Annotated in this window: 13 protein-coding genes and 2 tRNA genes; 7 read left to right on the top strand and 8 right to left on the bottom strand. The window is 66.5% G+C overall.

All coding sequences use genetic code 11. The features are described 5' to 3' along the window. A partial coding sequence (locus tag G3N92_RS20145; protein ID WP_206129339.1) for a PhzF family phenazine biosynthesis protein occupies nt 1–537 on the top strand: 537 nt, incomplete at its 5' end. A 417-nt stretch (nt 538–954) separates the two neighbouring features. Then, a complete protein-coding gene (locus G3N92_RS20140; RefSeq protein ID WP_206129338.1) occupies nt 955–3,336 on the top strand; it encodes an EAL domain-containing protein in 2,382 nt (793 codons plus the stop codon). A gap of 72 nt (nt 3,337–3,408) precedes the next feature. Here the strand turns inward: G3N92_RS20140 and G3N92_RS20135 are convergent, their stop codons facing one another. The 4 genes from G3N92_RS20135 to G3N92_RS20120 form a co-directional block, all read right to left on the bottom strand. Next, complete coding sequence (locus G3N92_RS20135; RefSeq protein ID WP_206129337.1) at nt 3,409–3,867, bottom strand: CopD family protein; 459 nt, start codon at nt 3,865–3,867, stop codon at nt 3,409–3,411. A gap of 293 nt (nt 3,868–4,160) precedes the next feature. Further along, complete coding sequence (gene parC, locus G3N92_RS20130) at nt 4,161–6,485, bottom strand: DNA topoisomerase IV subunit A (RefSeq protein ID WP_206129336.1); 2,325 nt, start codon at nt 6,483–6,485, stop codon at nt 4,161–4,163. 84 nt (nt 6,486–6,569) lie between these two features. After that, nucleotides 6,570–8,555, bottom strand: coding sequence for a DNA topoisomerase IV subunit B (locus G3N92_RS20125; protein ID WP_206129335.1), 1,986 nt, complete (start codon nt 8,553–8,555; stop codon nt 6,570–6,572). 192 nt (nt 8,556–8,747) lie between these two features. Beyond that, a complete protein-coding gene (locus tag G3N92_RS20120; RefSeq protein ID WP_206129334.1) occupies nt 8,748–10,700 on the bottom strand; it encodes an ATP-binding cassette domain-containing protein in 1,953 nt (650 codons plus the stop codon). A gap of 214 nt (nt 10,701–10,914) precedes the next feature. On the opposite strand from G3N92_RS20120, the gene G3N92_RS20115 reads away from it, so the two are divergent. From G3N92_RS20115 to G3N92_RS20100, 4 genes are all read left to right on the top strand, one after another. Further along, on the top strand, nt 10,915–11,097 hold the full coding sequence (locus G3N92_RS20115; RefSeq protein ID WP_206129333.1) for a rubredoxin: 183 nt from the start codon (nt 10,915–10,917) through the stop codon (nt 11,095–11,097). 137 nt (nt 11,098–11,234) lie between these two features. Further along, a tRNA-Arg gene (locus tag G3N92_RS20110) sits at nt 11,235–11,309 on the top strand. Nucleotides 11,310–11,474: 165 nt separating this feature from the next. Continuing rightward, the gene (locus tag G3N92_RS20105; protein WP_206129332.1) at nt 11,475–11,891 is read left to right on the top strand and encodes a hypothetical protein; all 417 of its coding nucleotides are present in this window, start codon (nt 11,475–11,477) and stop codon (nt 11,889–11,891) included. Between the two features lie 222 nt (nt 11,892–12,113). Continuing rightward, nucleotides 12,114–12,190 (top strand) — tRNA-Met (locus G3N92_RS20100). Nucleotides 12,191–12,272: 82 nt separating this feature from the next. Here G3N92_RS20100 and G3N92_RS20095 read toward each other — a convergent pair. Further along, a complete protein-coding gene (locus tag G3N92_RS20095) occupies nt 12,273–12,797 on the bottom strand; it encodes an HD domain-containing protein (protein ID WP_206129331.1) in 525 nt (174 codons plus the stop codon). A gap of 151 nt (nt 12,798–12,948) precedes the next feature. After that, on the bottom strand, nt 12,949–13,992 hold the full coding sequence (locus G3N92_RS20090) for an acyltransferase (protein WP_206129330.1): 1,044 nt from the start codon (nt 13,990–13,992) through the stop codon (nt 12,949–12,951). A gap of 35 nt (nt 13,993–14,027) precedes the next feature. Between G3N92_RS20090 and G3N92_RS20085 the strand changes: the two genes are divergently transcribed. Then, the gene (locus tag G3N92_RS20085; RefSeq protein WP_206129329.1) at nt 14,028–14,462 is read left to right on the top strand and encodes a hypothetical protein; all 435 of its coding nucleotides are present in this window, start codon (nt 14,028–14,030) and stop codon (nt 14,460–14,462) included. 96 nt (nt 14,463–14,558) lie between these two features. Here the strand turns inward: G3N92_RS20085 and pdxA are convergent, their stop codons facing one another. Beyond that, nucleotides 14,559–15,560, bottom strand: coding sequence for a 4-hydroxythreonine-4-phosphate dehydrogenase PdxA (gene pdxA, locus G3N92_RS20080; RefSeq protein WP_206129328.1), 1,002 nt, complete (start codon nt 15,558–15,560; stop codon nt 14,559–14,561). A 33-nt stretch (nt 15,561–15,593) separates the two neighbouring features. Then, on the bottom strand, nt 15,594–16,517 hold a 924-nt coding region (locus G3N92_RS20075), incomplete at its 5' end, for a nucleotide-binding domain containing protein (RefSeq protein WP_206129327.1).

Below are 16,517 nucleotides of genomic sequence, written 5' to 3'. Positions count from 1 at the left end.
CAGCCTGACGGCCGGCGCGCGTTCGCCGCGCCGCCGGCACGCGTGACGCCGTTGCCCGCCTCGGCCTATCCCGCGCTCGCGGCAGCCTTGCGCAGCGACGCCATCGTGTTCGACGCGGCCCCATGCGGCGTCGACAACGGTGCGCCGTGGCTCGTGGTGCGGCTCGCCACGGCGGCCGACTGCCTCGCGCTCGCACCGGACGCGCAGGCGCTCGCCGGTATCGTCGCCTCGGTCGGCACACATGGCATAGCCGCCTATGCGCCGCATTCGGACGGCGGCCCGGCCACCTTCGAAGTGCGCTGCCTGATGACGGGCGAGCAATTCGGCGTGGGCGAGGATCCGGTCACCGGCAGCGCCAACGCGGCGATCGCCGGCCTGCTCGACCGCCAGGGCCTGCGCCCCGGCAACGCCTACACGGTGCGCCAGGGCACCGCGATCGGCCGCGACGGCCGCGTGTCGGTCGACTACGAAAACGACACGATCTGGATCGGCGGCGATGCCGTCACCGTCGTCGACGGCAGCTTCCTGTTGCCGTGACATCCACCGGCCGTGCATCGCACGGCCGTACTTGCATGACTTCGAAACGATTCTTTACTTTGTTTCAAATCATGCATGTCTTCGATAGCGGCCTATCGGCCCCGCCTCGGTTTTTGCCCTCGCTATCTAATTCGCCGACCAACCAGTAATATCGGGATCAATCGAACCCGAGCGGCCGCCACATGGGCCGGTGCGCAATGCGTGCCGGCGGCATGCCGTCCAAGGAGTCGGAAAAACATAGCGCGCCACCCGCACGACGCGGGGGCAACACCACCGCGCGATGCCGGGCAAGCGGCACGCGCGACCGGGCCACATGCCGGCACGCCCGCGCCTCGCGCGCAGGCGCCGCCGGTGCACGCAGCCTCAGCCGCACGACCCGAACCCGCTGTTCCATGCCGATCGACCGTTAGTCATCCGATGAATTCGTTGCGTCAACTCGCCGAGCTCGCGCGCCAGCCGCGCCCGCGCCGCACTCGCCGCCGCACGTTGTTCGCGATCCCCCTGCTCGGGACGATCGCGATCGCGCTGCTGTGGACGGCGATCGTCATGCGGCTGTCGGTGGAGAAGGACAGCGCCTACCGGGAAGCGGCCGCCTCCGCCGCGATCCTCTCCACGGCCCTCGAGCAGCACACCATCAAGTCGATCCACCAGGTCGACCAGATCACGCGCTTCGTGAAGTTCGAGTTCGAGAAATCGCCCGAGCACTTCAACCTGGCGAGTGCGGTGGAGCGCGGCGTGGTGCCGAGCGACACGCTGATCCAGGTCTCGCTGCTCGACGCCAACGGCCGCCTGTTCGCCAACACGGCCGATCCGCATCCGAAGCCGATGGACCTCTCCGATCGCGAGCACTTCCAGGTGCACGCCACCCACAACGACGACGAGATGTACATCAGCCGGCCGGTGCTCGGCCGCCTGTCGGGCCAATGGACGCTGCAGATGACGCGCCGCCTGAACGCGCCCGACGGCTCGTTCGCGGGCGTGGTGGTGGTGTCCGAGGATCCGAGCTATTTCACGAGCGATTTCTACAACAACGCGGCGGTCGGCAAGGACGGCGTGATCGCCGTGGTGTCCGACACGGGCGCGGTGCTCGCGCGGCGCACCGGCGCGCCGGGCACGAGCCGCCCGGGCAGCTTCTCGGCGTCCGGCGTGTACCCGATCGCCGAGCGCGTGTCGGGCACCTATGCCGATCCGATCGACGGCACGATGCGGATCGTGTCGTACCGCCATCTCGACGGCTATCCGCTCGGCGTGCTGGTGGGGTTGTCGCAGGCGGAGGAACTGTCCGACTACAACCACACGCGCAACGTCTACCTGCTGATGACGAGCTTCATCACGCTGGCGATGCTCGCGTTCTTCGGCGTGGCCACCGGGCTGATCGGCAAGCTGCTCGGGCGCGAGCGCGAGATGACGCAGCTTGCCGAATACGACCTGCTGACCGGCCTGGCGAACCGCTACACGACGCTGCGCGAGTTGCGCAACGACGTGGCCGAACCGGCCAACCTGCGGCACCTGGCGATCCTGTTCATCGATCTCGACAACTTCAAGACGGTGAACGACACGCTCGGCCACAACGCCGGCGACATCGTGCTGCAAATGACGGCCGCGCGGCTGTCCGACGCGGTGGGCCACGACGGCACGCTGTCGCGGATCGGCGGCGACGAGTTCGTGGTGGTGGTCAAGGGCGACGACGTGGAGCGCCGCGCCGTGCGGCTCGCCGAATCGATCATCGGCATGTTCGCCGATGCGTTCGAGGTGCGCGGCAGCACGTTCGTGCTGCATGCGAGCATCGGCATCGTGCTGCACACCGTGCCCAACGAAAGCGAGATCGACCTGCTGAAGAAGGCCGACCTCGCGATGTACAGCGCCAAGGACGCCGGCAAGAACTGCTACCAGTTCTACGCGCCGCACCTGTCGCATCGCGCCGATCACCTGATGCGCTGGGAACAGCAGTTGCGCGTGGCGCTCGCCGAGGGGCAGTTGTTCCTCGCGTTTCAGCCGAAGATCGACCTGACGCGGCGCTGCATCGCCGGCTTCGAGGCGCTGGTGCGCTGGAATCACCCCACCCACGGGCTGATCGCCGCCACCGAATTCATCGCGGTGGCCGAATCGACCGGCCTGATCGTGCCGATCGGCGATTTCGTGGTGCGCACCGCGTGCCGTCAACTGGCGCGCTGGCGCGACGAAGGCCACGACACGCTGACGCTCGCCGTCAACGTCTCGCCCGTGCAGTTCTGGCGCGGCGACCTGATCGAGACCATCTCCAGCGCGCTGGCCGAAACCGGCATCGCGGCGGACCGGCTCGAGATCGAGATCACCGAGACGGCGATGATGGAGTTTCCCGAGCTGGTGTCGGACAAGATCATGGCGCTGAAGAAGCTCGGCATCCGCGTGGCGCTCGACGATTTCGGCACCGGCTATTCGTCGCTGTCGTATCTGCACCGTTTCGCGGTGGACACGCTGAAGGTGGATCGCTCGTTCGTGCAGGCGATCCCGGCCGATCGCAGCGTGTGCGTGATGGTGTCGTCGATCGTGCACCTGGCGCGCGCGCTCGGGCTGACCGTGGTGGTCGAGGGCACCGAAACCGAGGAGCAGGTGGCGTGGCTGTCGGCGCTCGGGCCGATCCAGGCGCAGGGCTTCCTGTTCTCGCGCGCGGTGCCGTCGGACGGGATCGCGGCGCTGCTGGCGCGCTTCGGCGTGTGCGAAACGCTGGAGCCGCAGCCGCGCGCGACGTCGAGCGCGGCGCATCTGGCCCGGATCGCGAACATCTCGCACGAACCGGGCGACGGCCGCGGCGACTGAGCGTCGCCGGGCAGGAAGGTAAAACGCGGCGCGTGCGTTGCGCGCCGCTTGAAGCTTGACGCCTTCTCGGGCTCAGAAGCCGCGCGACAACACCGCCGCGGCAATCGTCACGACGCCGAGCACCAGGTTGACCACCACCAGCATGCGCATCGTGCCCACGGCGCGCGCGCCGTCCGGCCAGTTCTGCGCCTGCACGGCGCGGCGAATGCGCGGAAACAGCGCGAAACGGATGTGGCCGAAGATCAGCATCATCAACACGCCAAGGCCGGCCATCGCGTGCAGCGGCCAGGTGGCATGCGCGCCGCCGAACGCCGTCAGCAGGAAGCCGCCCGTCAGCAGCGTGACGAGCACGGCCCCCGCCACCCAGTTGAAGAAGCGCCCGAACACGGCCTCGATCAGCGGCAGCCGCAGTTGCGGCGAAAGATCCGACAGCGCGGGGCGCAGGCAGAAATGCGCGAACACCATCCCGCCCACCCACACCGCGACGGCAAGAAGATGAAGGAACAGCGCGACGGCAATGGCGTGGGACATGAGCAATCCTGAGTGTGTTGTTATCGAGCGAATCGGGCCGGGGGCCGAAAGACGGCAACCGGAAGCCGGCTCGCAACGGCGGCCTGAGCCGGTTCGACCGGCCCGAGGCGCGCCGGTTCGGTATGCGGGCGACATTTGACACGAAATCTCGACGAATGTCGCGGATCGCGTTCGACGCCGCGCTCGATACCGCGCGGGATCCATCCATGAAAAAGCCCCGGTGCGCGGGCGGCGCAGCCGGGGCCGGACGAAACGCGGCGGCAGGCGCGCAGGCCGCGCCGCCGCGAGCTTCGTCAGTCGAAGATCGGACGCAGGCCGGACAGCTTCAGCTTGAGATCCGGCGCGCGGCCCTTGCGGGCGCGCTTGCCGACCAGCGGCGCAAGCGCCGCGCCCGCCAGCACCGCATCCTGCGCCTTGCCGCCGCGGCCGGTGCCTTGCAGCACCACGCCACGGCCGTCGATCGCCAGCGCCTGCACCAATGCTTCCTTGTCTTCCAGCGCCATCAGGATCACGCCGCGGCCGCCGGCCGACAGCGTCTTCATCTCGTCGATGCCGAACACCAGCAGGCGCCCCTGCCCCGACAGGCAGGCCACCTGCGTGGCGAGCGGCACGACCGGCATCGGCGCGAGCGGCGCCGCGCCGTCGTCGATCGTCATGAACGCCTTGCCGGCCTTCTGACGGCTGATCATGTCGCCCACCTTGGCGATGAAGCCGAAGCCGTTGCTCGACGCGAGCAGCAGTTGCTGCTCGGCGCCCGCCGCGAAGTAGTGCATCAGGTGCGTGCCCGATTCGAGCTCGATCAGCGAGGTGACCGGCACGCCGTCGCCGCGCCCGCCCGGCAGCACCTGCACCGGCACCGAGTGCACGCGGCCCTTGCTGCCCCACGCGATCAGCGTGTCGGGCGTGCGGCACTGGAACGCCGCGTAGAGGCTGTCGCCGGCCTTGAACGTGAAGCTCGCCGGATCGAGCCCATGGCCCTTCAGCGCCCGCACCCAGCCCTTCTGCGACACCACCACCGTCACCGGCTCGTCGATCACCTTGGCTTCGAAGATCGCGCGCTTTTCCTGCTGGATCAGCGTGCGGCGGTCGTCGCCGAACTGCTTGGCGTCGCCCTCGATCTCCTTGATCATCAGCCGCTTCATCGCGCTGTCGTTGGCCAGCAGGTCTTCCAGCTTGGCCTTCTCGGCGCGCAGTTCCTCGAGTTCCTTCTCGATCTTGATCTTCTCGAGCCGCGCGAGCTGACGCAGGCGGATTTCGAGAATGTCGTCGGCCTGACGCTCGGTCAGCCCGAACGCCGACATCAGCGCGGCCTTCGGCTCGTCCGACTCGCGGATGATCCGGATCACCTCGTCGATGTTCAGGAAGACGATCATCCGCCCTTCGAGGATATGGATGCGGTCGTCGACCTTGCCGAGGCGATGGCGGCAGCGCCGCGTCAACGTCTGCTGGCGGAAGCCCACCCACTCGCCGAGGATCGTGCCGAGCCCCTTCTGCGCGGGCCGGCCGTCCGGGCCGATCATCACGAGGTTCAGCGCCGCGTTCGATTCGAGGCTGGTGTGCGCGAGCAGCGACTGCACGAACTCGGTCTGATCGATGGTGCGCGATTTCGGCTCGAACACGAGCCGCACCGGCGCATCCTTGCCCGACTCGTCGCGCACGGCGTCGAGCAGGTCGAGCATGGTCTTCTTGGTGTTGGCCTGTTCCTGCGTGAGCGTCTTCTTGCCGGCCTTGATCTTCGGATTGGTCAGTTCCTCGATTTCCTCGAGCACCTTCTGGCCCGAGGTGTTCGGCGGCAATTCGTTGACCACCAGTTGCCACTGGCCGCGCGCGAGATCCTCGATCTTCCAGCGCGCGCGCACCTTGAGGCTGCCGCGCCCGGCTTCGTAGGCGGCGGCAATTTCCGCGTCGCTCGAGATGATCTGGCCGCCGCCCGGGAAATCCGGGCCGGGCACCAGTTGCATCAGTTCGGCGTGCGAGAGCTTCGGGTTGCGGATCAGCGCGACGGCCGCGGCTGCCACTTCGCGCAGGTTGTGCGACGGGATTTCGGTGGCGAGGCCGACCGCGATGCCCGAGGCGCCGTTCAGCAGCGCGAACGGCAGGCGCGCGGGCAGCAGTTGCGGCTCCTGGAACGAACCGTCGTAGTTCGGCATGAAGCCGACCGTGCCCTGATCGATCTCGTCGAGCAGCAACTGGGCGATCGGCGTGAGCCGCGCTTCCGTGTACCGCATCGCGGCCGCGCCGTCGCCGTCGCGCGAGCCGAAGTTGCCCTGGCCATCGATCAGCGGGTAGCGCATCGAGAAATCCTGCGCGAGACGCACGAGCGCGTCGTAGGCCGATTGGTCGCCGTGCGGGTGGTACTTGCCGAGCACGTCGCCCACCACGCGCGCCGACTTGACGGGCTTGGCGTTGTTGCCGAGGCCCATCTCGTTCATCGCGAACAGGATCCGGCGCTGGACCGGCTTCTGGCCGTCGCAGACGTCCGGCAGCGCGCGGCCCTTGACGACGCTGACCGCGTAGCTGAGGTACGCGCTCTCGGCGTAATCGCCGAGCGTCAGGACATCGCCGCCGCCGGGCGGCGCGGGCGGCTCATCGAAAAAATCGGGGGTGTTGTCATCCATCTGGTATCGCTTCCGTATCGGTTCAGGGGCGGCTCGGCCGGGGTGCCGCGCGGCGCATCGCGTGCGCGGCGCGGATCACGCCGCTCAGATATCCACCTCGACCTCGTTGCCCTTTTCCTCGAGCCAGCCGCGGCGCGCGGACGCCTCGCCCTTGCCCATCAGCATCGTCATGCGCGACACCGTGGCGTCGTAATCGAGCCCGCCGAGCGCGACCGGCGTGAGGCGGCGCGTATCGGGATTCATGGTGGTGTCCCACAGCTGCTCGGCGCTCATCTCGCCGAGGCCCTTGAAGCGGCTGATCGACCACTGCGTCTCGCGCACGCCGTCCTTGCGCAGCTTGTCGAGGATCGCCTCGAGCTCGCCGTCGTCGAGCGCGTAGAGCTTCTGCGCGGGCTTCTTGCCGCGCGCCGGCGCATCGACGCGGAACAGCGGCGGGCGCGCCACGCACACGTGGCCGCGCTCGATCAGCTGCGGGAAATGCTTGAAGAACAGCGTGAGCAGCAGCACCTGGATGTGCGCGCCGTCCACGTCCGCGTCCGACAGGATGCAGATCTTGCCGTAGCGCAGGTTCGACAGGTCGACGGTATCGTCCGGGCCGTGCGGATCCACGCCGATCGCCACCGAGATGTCGTGCACCTCATTGTTCGCGAACAGGCGGTCGCGCTCGGTTTCCCAGGTGTTCAGCACCTTGCCGCGCAGCGGCAGGATCGCCTGGTATTCCTTGTCGCGGCCCATCTTGGCCGAGCCGCCGGCCGAGTCGCCCTCGACCAGGAACAGCTCGTTGCGCGCGATGTCCTGCGTCTCGCAATCGGTCAGCTTGCCGGGCAGCACCGCCACGCCCGAGCTCTTGCGCTTCTCGACCTTCTGGCCCGCGCGCGTGCGCGCCTGCGCCTGCTTGATCACGAGATCGGCCAGCTTCTTGCCGTGCTCGACGTGCTGGTTCAGCCACAGTTCGAGCGCCGGACGCGAGAACGACGACACCAGCTTGACCGCGTCGCGGCTGTTCAGGCGTTCCTTGATCTGGCCTTGAAACTGCGGATCGAGCACCTTCGCCGACAGCACGAACGAGACGCGCGCGAACACGTCCTCGGCCAGCAGCTTGACGCCCTTCGGCTGCAGGTTGTGCAGCTCGACGAAGCTCTTGACCGCCTGATAGAGGCCATCGCGCAGCCCCGATTCGTGCGTGCCGCCAGCCGGCGTCGGAATCAGGTTCACGTAGGACTCGCGCGTGAGCGAGCCTTCCTCGCTCCAGGCCACCACCCACGAGGCGCCTTCGCCGTCGGCGAAGGTGTCGTCGCCCGAGCTTTTCGAATCGGCGAAGCGCTCGCCTTCGAACAGCGGAATCAGCAGCTCGCTGCCGTTCATTTCGTCGAGCAGGTAGCCGCGCAGGCCGTCTTCGTATTTCCAGACCTGGCGCTCGCCGGTTTTCTCGGTGACCAGCACCACTTCGACGCCCGGCAGCAGCACCGCCTTCGAGCGCAGCAGGCGCTGCAGTTCGCCGGCCGGCAGGTTCGGCGAATCGAAATACTTGCCGTCGGGCCAGACGCGCACGCGCGTGCCCGATTTCTTCTCGCCGCGGCCGGCTGGCTGCGTGACGAGCGGCTTGACGACATCGCCGGACGCGAAACCGAGCTCGGCGATCTTGCCGTCGCGCCAGACGGTGACGTCGAGGCGCGTGGCCAGCGCGTTGGTGACCGACACGCCCACGCCGTGCAGGCCGCCCGAGAACGTGTAGGCGCCGCCGGCCGCCTTGTCGAACTTGCCGCCGGCGTGCAGGCGCGTGAAAACGATTTCGACCACCGGCACGCCTTCTTCCGGGTGCATGCCGTATGGAATGCCGCGGCCGTCGTCCTCGACCGAAACCGACTGATCCGCGTGCAGCGTGACCGTGATCTGCTTGCCGTGGCCGCCGAGCGCCTCGTCGGAGGCGTTGTCGATGACTTCCTGGATGATGTGCAGCGGATTTTCGGTACGCGTGTACATACCGGGCCGCTGCTTGACGGGTTCGAGACCCTTCAGCACCTTGATCGATGCTTCGCTGTAGGCCGCTGCGGGCTTTTTCGTGGACATAGGCGCTAGTTCATCCATTGCCCGCGATGCTTATCCCCAGATCGTGTGGACAACATCGTGGACAAAACGTTGAATTCGATAAAAAAGCCAATCGAAACAATGCGCTGACGCGACTGCTCCGAAACCGGGCGGCGCCGCATGCGACGCCGGGGCCGGAACGCGGCGTATTTTACTGGTTCCTTGCGCGCGCGCTCATGAAGGCTTGCGCTTGGCCTCGAGTTCTTCCGAGCGCTCGAGCGCGGCGAGCAGGTCGTCGTCGAGCGTGGCGTAGCGCTGGGTGAGGCGCGTGCCTTCCTTCGCGTCGCGCGCGAAGATCGTGCCGTCCGCGAGCTGCGCGCTGATCGCGGCCTGCTCGGCTTCGATCGCGGCGATCTTCGCGGGCAGGCCGTCGAGTTCGCGCTGTTCGTTGAACGACAGCTTGACCGGGCGCGGCGTGCCGCGGGCCGCCGCGTTCTTGCTCGCGTCGTCCTTCGGCGCGGACGCTGCCGCGCGCGGCGCGGCTTCCTGCGGCTTGTCTTGCTGCAGGAGCGCGGCCGAGCGCGCGTGCTGGGTTTGCCAGTCGGTAAAGCCGCCGACGTATTCGCGCCAGCGGCCCTGCCCTTCCGATGCGATCACCGAGGTCACCACGTTGTCGAGGAACGCGCGATCGTGGCTGACCAGCAGCACCGTGCCGTCGTAGTCGGCCAGCAGTTCCTCGAGCAGCTCGAGCGTGGGGATGTCGAGATCGTTGGTGGGTTCGTCGAGCACCAGTACGTTGGCCGGGCGTGCGAACAGGCGTGCCAGCAGCAGGCGGTTGCGCTCGCCGCCCGACAGCGAGCGGACCGGCGACCGGGCGCGTTCCGGCGCGAACAGGAAGTCGCCCAGGTAGCTCATCACGTGCTTCTTCGTGCCGGCGACTTCCACCCATTCGCTGCCGGGGCTGATCGTATCGGCGAGGCTCTTGTCCAGATCGAGCTGCGCGCGCATCTGGTCGAAATACGCCACCTGCAGATTGGTGCCGGTGCGGACCTTGCCTTCGTCCGGCGTCAGTTCGCCGAGGATCAGCTTCAGCATGGTGGTCTTGCCTACGCCGTTCGGCCCGATCAGGCCGATCTTGTCGCCGCGCATCACCGTGCTGGAGAAGGTGTCGATGAAGGTGCGGCCGTCGTAGCGGATCGTGACGTCGGTCAGTTCCGCGACGATCTTGCCCGACTTCTCGCCCTGCCCGACATCGAGACGCACGTTGCCCTGCGCGTTGCGCCGCTCGGCGCGCTCGTTACGCATGTCCACCAGGCGCGCGATGCGCCCGACGCTGCGCGTGCGGCGCGCTTCCACGCCCTTGCGGATCCAGATTTCTTCCTGCGCCAGCAGCTTGTCGAACTTCGCGTTCTCGACGCGCTCGACTTCCAGTTGCTGCTCCTTGCGCGTTTGATATTGCGAGAAGTTGCCGGGATAGGACAGCAGGCGGCCGCGATCGAGTTCGACGATGCGGGTGGCGACGCGATCGAGGAACGCGCGATCGTGGGTAATGAACAGCACGCTCGAGCGCTGCGAGATCAGCAGCTCTTCGAGCCAGCGGATGCCTTCGAAATCGAGGTGATTGGTCGGTTCGTCGAGCAGCAGTACGTCGGGCTGCAGCACCAGCGCACGGGCCAGCGCCACGCGCTTTTTCATGCCGCCCGACAGCGCTTCCACCAGCAGCGCGCCGTCGAGGCCGATCTGCGCCAGCGTGGTGGCCACGCGGGTGCGCCAGTTCCAGCCGTCCGCCATGTCGAGCGACGCTTGCAGCGTGTTCATGCGCGCCATCAGCGCGTCGTGCGCGGCGCCTTCGGGTTCATCGGCGAGCCCGTGCGCGACCGTGTCGAACTCGTCGAGCAGCGCCTGGATGTGCGTGAGGCCGCCGGCGACCGCGTCGAACACCGACACCCCCGGCTCGAACTCGGGCTCCTGCGACACGTAGACCGTCACCAGATCCTGCTGGCGGGTAATCAGGCCGTCGTCGGGACGCGCGAGCTCCGCGACGATCTTCAGCAGCGAGGACTTGCCCGCACCGTTGCGGCCGATGAGGCCGACGCGCTCGCCGGCTTCGAGCGAGAAATCCGCGTGATCGAGCAACGCGACGTGACCGAACGCAAGCTGCGCGCCGGTAATGGAATAGAGCGACATGGGGGAAGCGGCGATGAGAAGGATTCGGAAGCGCCCATTGTAACGGGCATCGGGGGCGGTTCTAAGTTGGCCGGATGGCGGACTGCGCGCAATCGTCCGGCAGACCTTGATCGGGCGCAGACGGAGCGGCTGGGCGTTTCGGGTATATTGCGCGGTCTGTCGGCTTGCCGCCGCACGATTTTCACTGTTTCCGCACTAATTTCCGATCGTCATCATGAGCGAAGTCGTCGAATACCAAAGCTGGGTTTGCCTGATCTGCGGGTGGATCTACAACGAACAGGAAGGCCTGCCCGACGAAGGCATTCCGGCCGGCACGCGCTTCGCCGACATCCCGGCGGATTGGCGCTGCCCGCTGTGCGATGTGGGCAAGGAAGATTTCGTGGTGGTGGATTTCTGAGCTTGGGTTGAGCGTGCCGCTTCGGCCCGCTCGACGGCAGTTTTCGGGGCGGGAAGCTTTGCTATACTCTGCCCCGCTGAATCAGGCGGTTCCGAATACATCGCCGCCACGCGACGCCGTCACCGGCGTCCTATCCGCTCCCCGTAGTTCAATGGATAGAACAAGCGCCTCCTAAGCGCTAGATACAGGTTCGATTCCTGTCGGGGGGACCAGTTGGCCCCTAACGCTTCCCGATCGACTAAAAACCCGCAGAGCTTTGCTGTGCGGAGTTTTTCCTGCCATCAATACCCAAACTTGGCCACTACTAGCCAAGTTGGCAAGGGTATCTTTTGAAGATGCTGCCGAACGGCATTGCGGATCTACGCGGGGAGTGAAAAATGAACGTCGATTGGGATGAGTTCGCAGATCGCTATGCGCAGTTGGTATCCGTCGAGCATGCCAACCGCGACACGATCAACAAATTACTTGGCTTGGCCGCATCGAAGCTTCCCAGAGATACCGCAGCGACACTTGTATGGTTCGACTCCGCACTATCCACCACCTCAAAAAAGTGGTTTGTGGCGGGCGTCATGAGGTATGCAAATCCTGTCCCCCGAAGCTTGCTCGATCCCCTGCTGACAGCGGCACTGAAAGAACCTAACCCGAGCGCAAACCAGGTTTTTATCACACCCTGTATTCGAACATTCGGACATCAAACCGTGGAAGCGCGAATTCGCGAACTTGCCAGCGCGCCGGAAGCGAACTACGGGGACGGACTCCCCAATGCCATGTATTGGATCACTGGCAACCGCTAGCCGATACTTAGCCAGCTTCACCGGAAACCGCTTGATATATGGGGTTGCACACATGGTGCCGGCTCGCGCTTCTCCAACCTTGCTCGCCAACACTCGGGGCCACCGAACCACGGCAACATATGTTGCCATTCAAGCGGCCGCCACATCACACAACGTCCCCAACTTCATACCGAACGCGCAAATTCGTTTGACATCCCCCCTTCACCTCAGTACACTACGCGTCGCGGGGTGGAGCAGTCTGGCAGCTCGTCGGGCTCATAACCCGAAGGTCATAGGTTCAAATCCTATCCCCGCAACCAAACATCAAAAAAGCCCGCTCTGCGAAAGCAAGCGGGCTTTTTGCTGTGCCGTCTCCGAACATCGAAACGGCACGTTCACACCTCACGCTTCCGGCCGCCGCGCGTAAGCCTCGTCGAACAGCCGCTCCAGCGTCGGATGCACGCCGCGCACCTGGTCGGCCACCTCCTTCGCCCAATCGAAATACTCGCGCTTGCGTTCCTCGGGCCAATCGGCCGGCGGGTTCGCGGCGATGTCGCGCAGGTTGCAGATCTTGTCGGCGAGCTTGACGAGCTTCGCGCGCCGGCTGATGTGCGCGGCATGCTCGACCTGAAGGCGCTTGCGCTCCGCTTTCGGCAGCGATTTGTCGTCGGTCACATCGCGCACGATATCGGCCACGATCTGGCCGAACAGTTGCACCAGTTCCTGCTCGGAGGTGGCGGTGTCCTCGATCACGTCGTGCAGGATCGCGGCGGTCAGCACCGGCTCGTCGTCGATGCCGGCCTCGTTGGCCAGCACGTTGGCCAACGCGATCGGATGGTTGATGTAGGGCGAGGCATCGACGTCCTTGCGGCGTTGGTGTCGATGTCTCTCGGCGGCGAATGCCAGTGCGGCAATGAACTTGCTCATCTTGTGGTCACCCTTGCGCTCTCACGCATGATTTTGCGAAGCTGATCCGTGGACTCGGCAACACGAAAGGTTGCTCGCCCGGCGGCCCTGCCGATATTAACGGATCATTACGGCAACTCAACCGGCCGCCGGCCCGCCAACCGCAACGGCGTCAAGCCGACATCGCGCGATCGAGCTCCACGACGTCGTCACGCGCGGCAGGTTTGCGCGGTACATACGACAACGCCCGCTTCTCGATCAGATGCCAGGACAGCCACGCGCAAACGAGCGTGATCGCAATGCTCAGCGCCAGGTCAGCGCCGAACGGCCAGCGCGATCCGACATGCCAAACCAGCGTCTGCTGCACGATGAACGCATAGATATATACACCGTAGGAAAGATCGCCGAAACGGCCAAAGCGGCGCAGATACGGCGTGGACGCCGCACCGAACATCACCGCGACCGGCGTGATCAGCAGCCACGCGCCCAACATGATCTGGCCGAAAAGACAGGCCGTCGCGCCGAGCGACGCCGCCAGCGCAACGACCCACACGCGGCGTCGCCCCGCCCAGGTATCGCGATACAGCCACATCAGCACGCCGCCGCAAAAATACAGGCCGTAATGCGTGCCGTACGCCTGATCGGGATTCGTTTCGGCGTGATAGATCGCAAAGTAATTCACACACAGGGCCACAACCGCGGCAAGCACGAGCCACCGCCTGCGCATCAACGTCAGCACGCCGCCGATCAACAAATAGAGATACCAGCGCACTTCAAGCGGTATCGTCCACGTCGATCCGTTCACCGCATTGGGATACGGATTGTGCTCGAACACGCCGGGCAATTCGAACGCCATCTTCAAGCGAAGATTGTTCAGGTAATGCCACAACGACGGATGCTGGAAATACTCGGCTGCCGGCAAGCGGGAAACCAGCGGCCCCAGCACGAAGGCCGCGAGCATCGTGACGACGAACAACCCCGGCCAGATTCGCAGGAATCGCTTCGCCACGAAACGTCCGGCATGCGGATCGCGCTCCCAGCTTTGAATCACGAGGTAACCGCTGATGGAGAAGAAGATCGCGACGCCGATCGCCCCGAACGTCATGCCGTTGGCAACCGACGGCTCCGGCAACGCCAGCAAGGCATGCTGATGCGAATACAACACCATGAGCGCTGCGAAGAGCCTCAGGAAATCGAAATTATTCGAATGTTTCACTATTGAAATCGTGGGCTTCTGACGAGCCCGTTCCTATGCGCGTCGAAACGCGCCGCGGCCATTCCTGCAATCGAGCCGAGCGCCGCGACGATTGTCTCCGGCACCGCACGGCTCCCCCGAAATCGACGCCTCTTCAGCGCCTTACAACGCCAACCCGCCAAAACCAATACGGATTCATTCCCGATCCGATTCCCGTCAACGACGCGACACAACGCCATGCCAGGCTCGCGACGGCCGCGCGATTCTACATTACGAAGCGTTACACGCAGGGGCCGACTTCCGCGTACGCGCAGCCACGCCAGCGCGATGCACGCGTGCTCGGCACGTCAGTATCGAAGGGGAAACACGGCACCGCCGCGCGGCGTCGTTCGCGCGCAGGCAGGCAACCGAAGCAACCGGCGGAACGTCAGGGAAAGAAAGGAAGCCAGGAAGGCGTCGACGCGCACAACGACGAACGTCGGCCCTCATGACCACGCGGGCCGCCAGGGGAAGCGGCCCGCTTCGTCATCGGCCGGCTCGCGCAGGGGAGTCGCGAGCCGGCACGAGCGGCGCAGGGCGCGCCGCGTTCAGGAGCGGCGCGTCGCCAGTTCGGCGCCCTGGCGCAGCGCTTCGAGCATGCTGCCTTCGTCGGCGATGCCCTTGCCGGCGATGTCGAACGCCGTGCCGTGGTCGACCGAGGTGCGCACCACGTCCAGCCCGACCGTCACGTTCACGCCCGCTTCGAGGCCGAGCACCTTGACCGGGCCGTGGCCCTGATCGTGATACATCGCCACCACCAGGTCGAAATCGCCGCGGCCGGCGCGATAGAACAGCGTATCGGCGGGCAGCGGGCCGGTCACGTCGAGGCCGCGCGCCTGCAGCAGCGTCACGGCCGGGATGATCTTCTCCTCTTCCTCGCCGTAGCCGAACAGGCCGTTCTCGCCCGCATGCGGATTGATGCCGCACACGCCGATCCGCGGCTTCGCGATGCCGGCCTTGATCAGCGTGGCGTTGCCGCGCTCGATCGTGCGCTGCACGAGGCCCGGCTCGATCTTGCGGATCGCGTCGATGATGCCGATGTGGGTCGTCACGTGGATCACGCGCAGTTGCGGCGCGACCAGCATCATCGACACTTCCTCGACGCCCGTCAGGTGCGCCAGCATTTCGGTGTGGCCCGGGAACTTGTGGCCGCCCGCGTGCAGCGCCTCCTTGTTCAGCGGCGCGGTGCAGATCGCGTCGATCTCGTTGGCCTGCGCCAGCTCGACGGCGCGCGCGATATAGCGATAGGCCGCGTCGCCGGCCACCGGCGAAAGCTGGCCGAACGGCAGATCGGCGGGAATCAGTTCGAGGTCGATACAGTCGATGGCGCCGAGTTCGTAGCGTGCCTGCGCGGCGCTCTCGATACGGCGCACGGTGGCTTTCACGCCGGTGATCTCGATCGCGCGCTCCAGGCGGCGCGCATCGCCGATCACGAGCGGACGGCACTGCTGGTACACGGTGTCGTGCACGAGGCTCTTGACGACGACCTCGGGGCCCACGCCGCTCGCGTCGCCCATCGTGATGCCAATTACGGGAAGATAGTTGCTCATGATGTGTTTCGTTCAGGGGTGGATTCGTGGGGTTCAGGCGCTGCGGCGCGCCGCCGGGTCCTGCTCGCCGCGCAGGTGCCGCCAGGCGCCGAGCAGCGCGTGTTCGGTGCCGAACGCGCCGGCCTTGGTGACGACGCGCGGGCCGCGGCCGTCGCCCGGACGGCCGAGCGCGACGCCCGCCTCGATTTCGCAGGCCAGCTCGAGGCCGCCGATGCGCGCGGCGGCCAGCATCGCGCGAGCGGTTTCGCCGCCAGTCACGATCAAGCCGCCAAGGCCGTCGACGTACGGTGCGACGAGCGCCGCGAGCGCGGTCGACAGCAGCGCGCCTTCGGCCGGATCGAACGCGTCGTCGCGGCCGATGCGCACGATGGCGTCCTGCCGGCCGCGCAGGCATGCGCCGATGCGGTCGTGCCACGCGCGCCATTGCGGGTGGGCGCTGCCCTCGCGCAGCACGGCCGGCGGCACGATGAATTCGGCGATGCCGGCCTCGGTGCGCAGCAGCGCGCACTGACGCTCGGAGATCGCCGACAGGCTGCCGACCAGCGCCAGCAGCGGGCCATCGGCCGACGCTTGCGCAACGGGCTCTGCCGCCGCCGGCTCCGCCGCGAACAATTCGGGCAGATCGGCCAGCTCGCGCGACAAACCGCCCGAACCGACCCAGAAGAACGGCGCATCGATCGCGGCGGTGACGCGCGCGATCGCGGCCAGATCCTCGCCGGTTTCGGCATCGACGACGATCGCGCTCGCGCCGCGCAGCGCCGCGCCGGCCAGCAGCTCGGCAATGCGTTGCGGCGTGTCGCGCAGCGTATCGAGCGCCACCTGTTCGACGCGCAGGCCGGCCGCCTCGAGCATCGCGCGCAGCGCGGCGTCCTGGCCGGCGTTGTCGAGCTGCCAGGTTTCGGTGTCCTCGAGCGGCACGCCGCGCACCATCACGCGGGCGTCGCGCACGGGGCGGAG

Origin of the sequence: Burkholderia sp. Ac-20379 (assembly GCF_017104645.1) — a bacterium.
In the GTDB taxonomy this organism is placed as follows: Bacteria; Pseudomonadota; Gammaproteobacteria; order Burkholderiales; family Burkholderiaceae; genus Burkholderia.
This window is presented reverse-complemented; position numbering and strand designations above follow the sequence as displayed.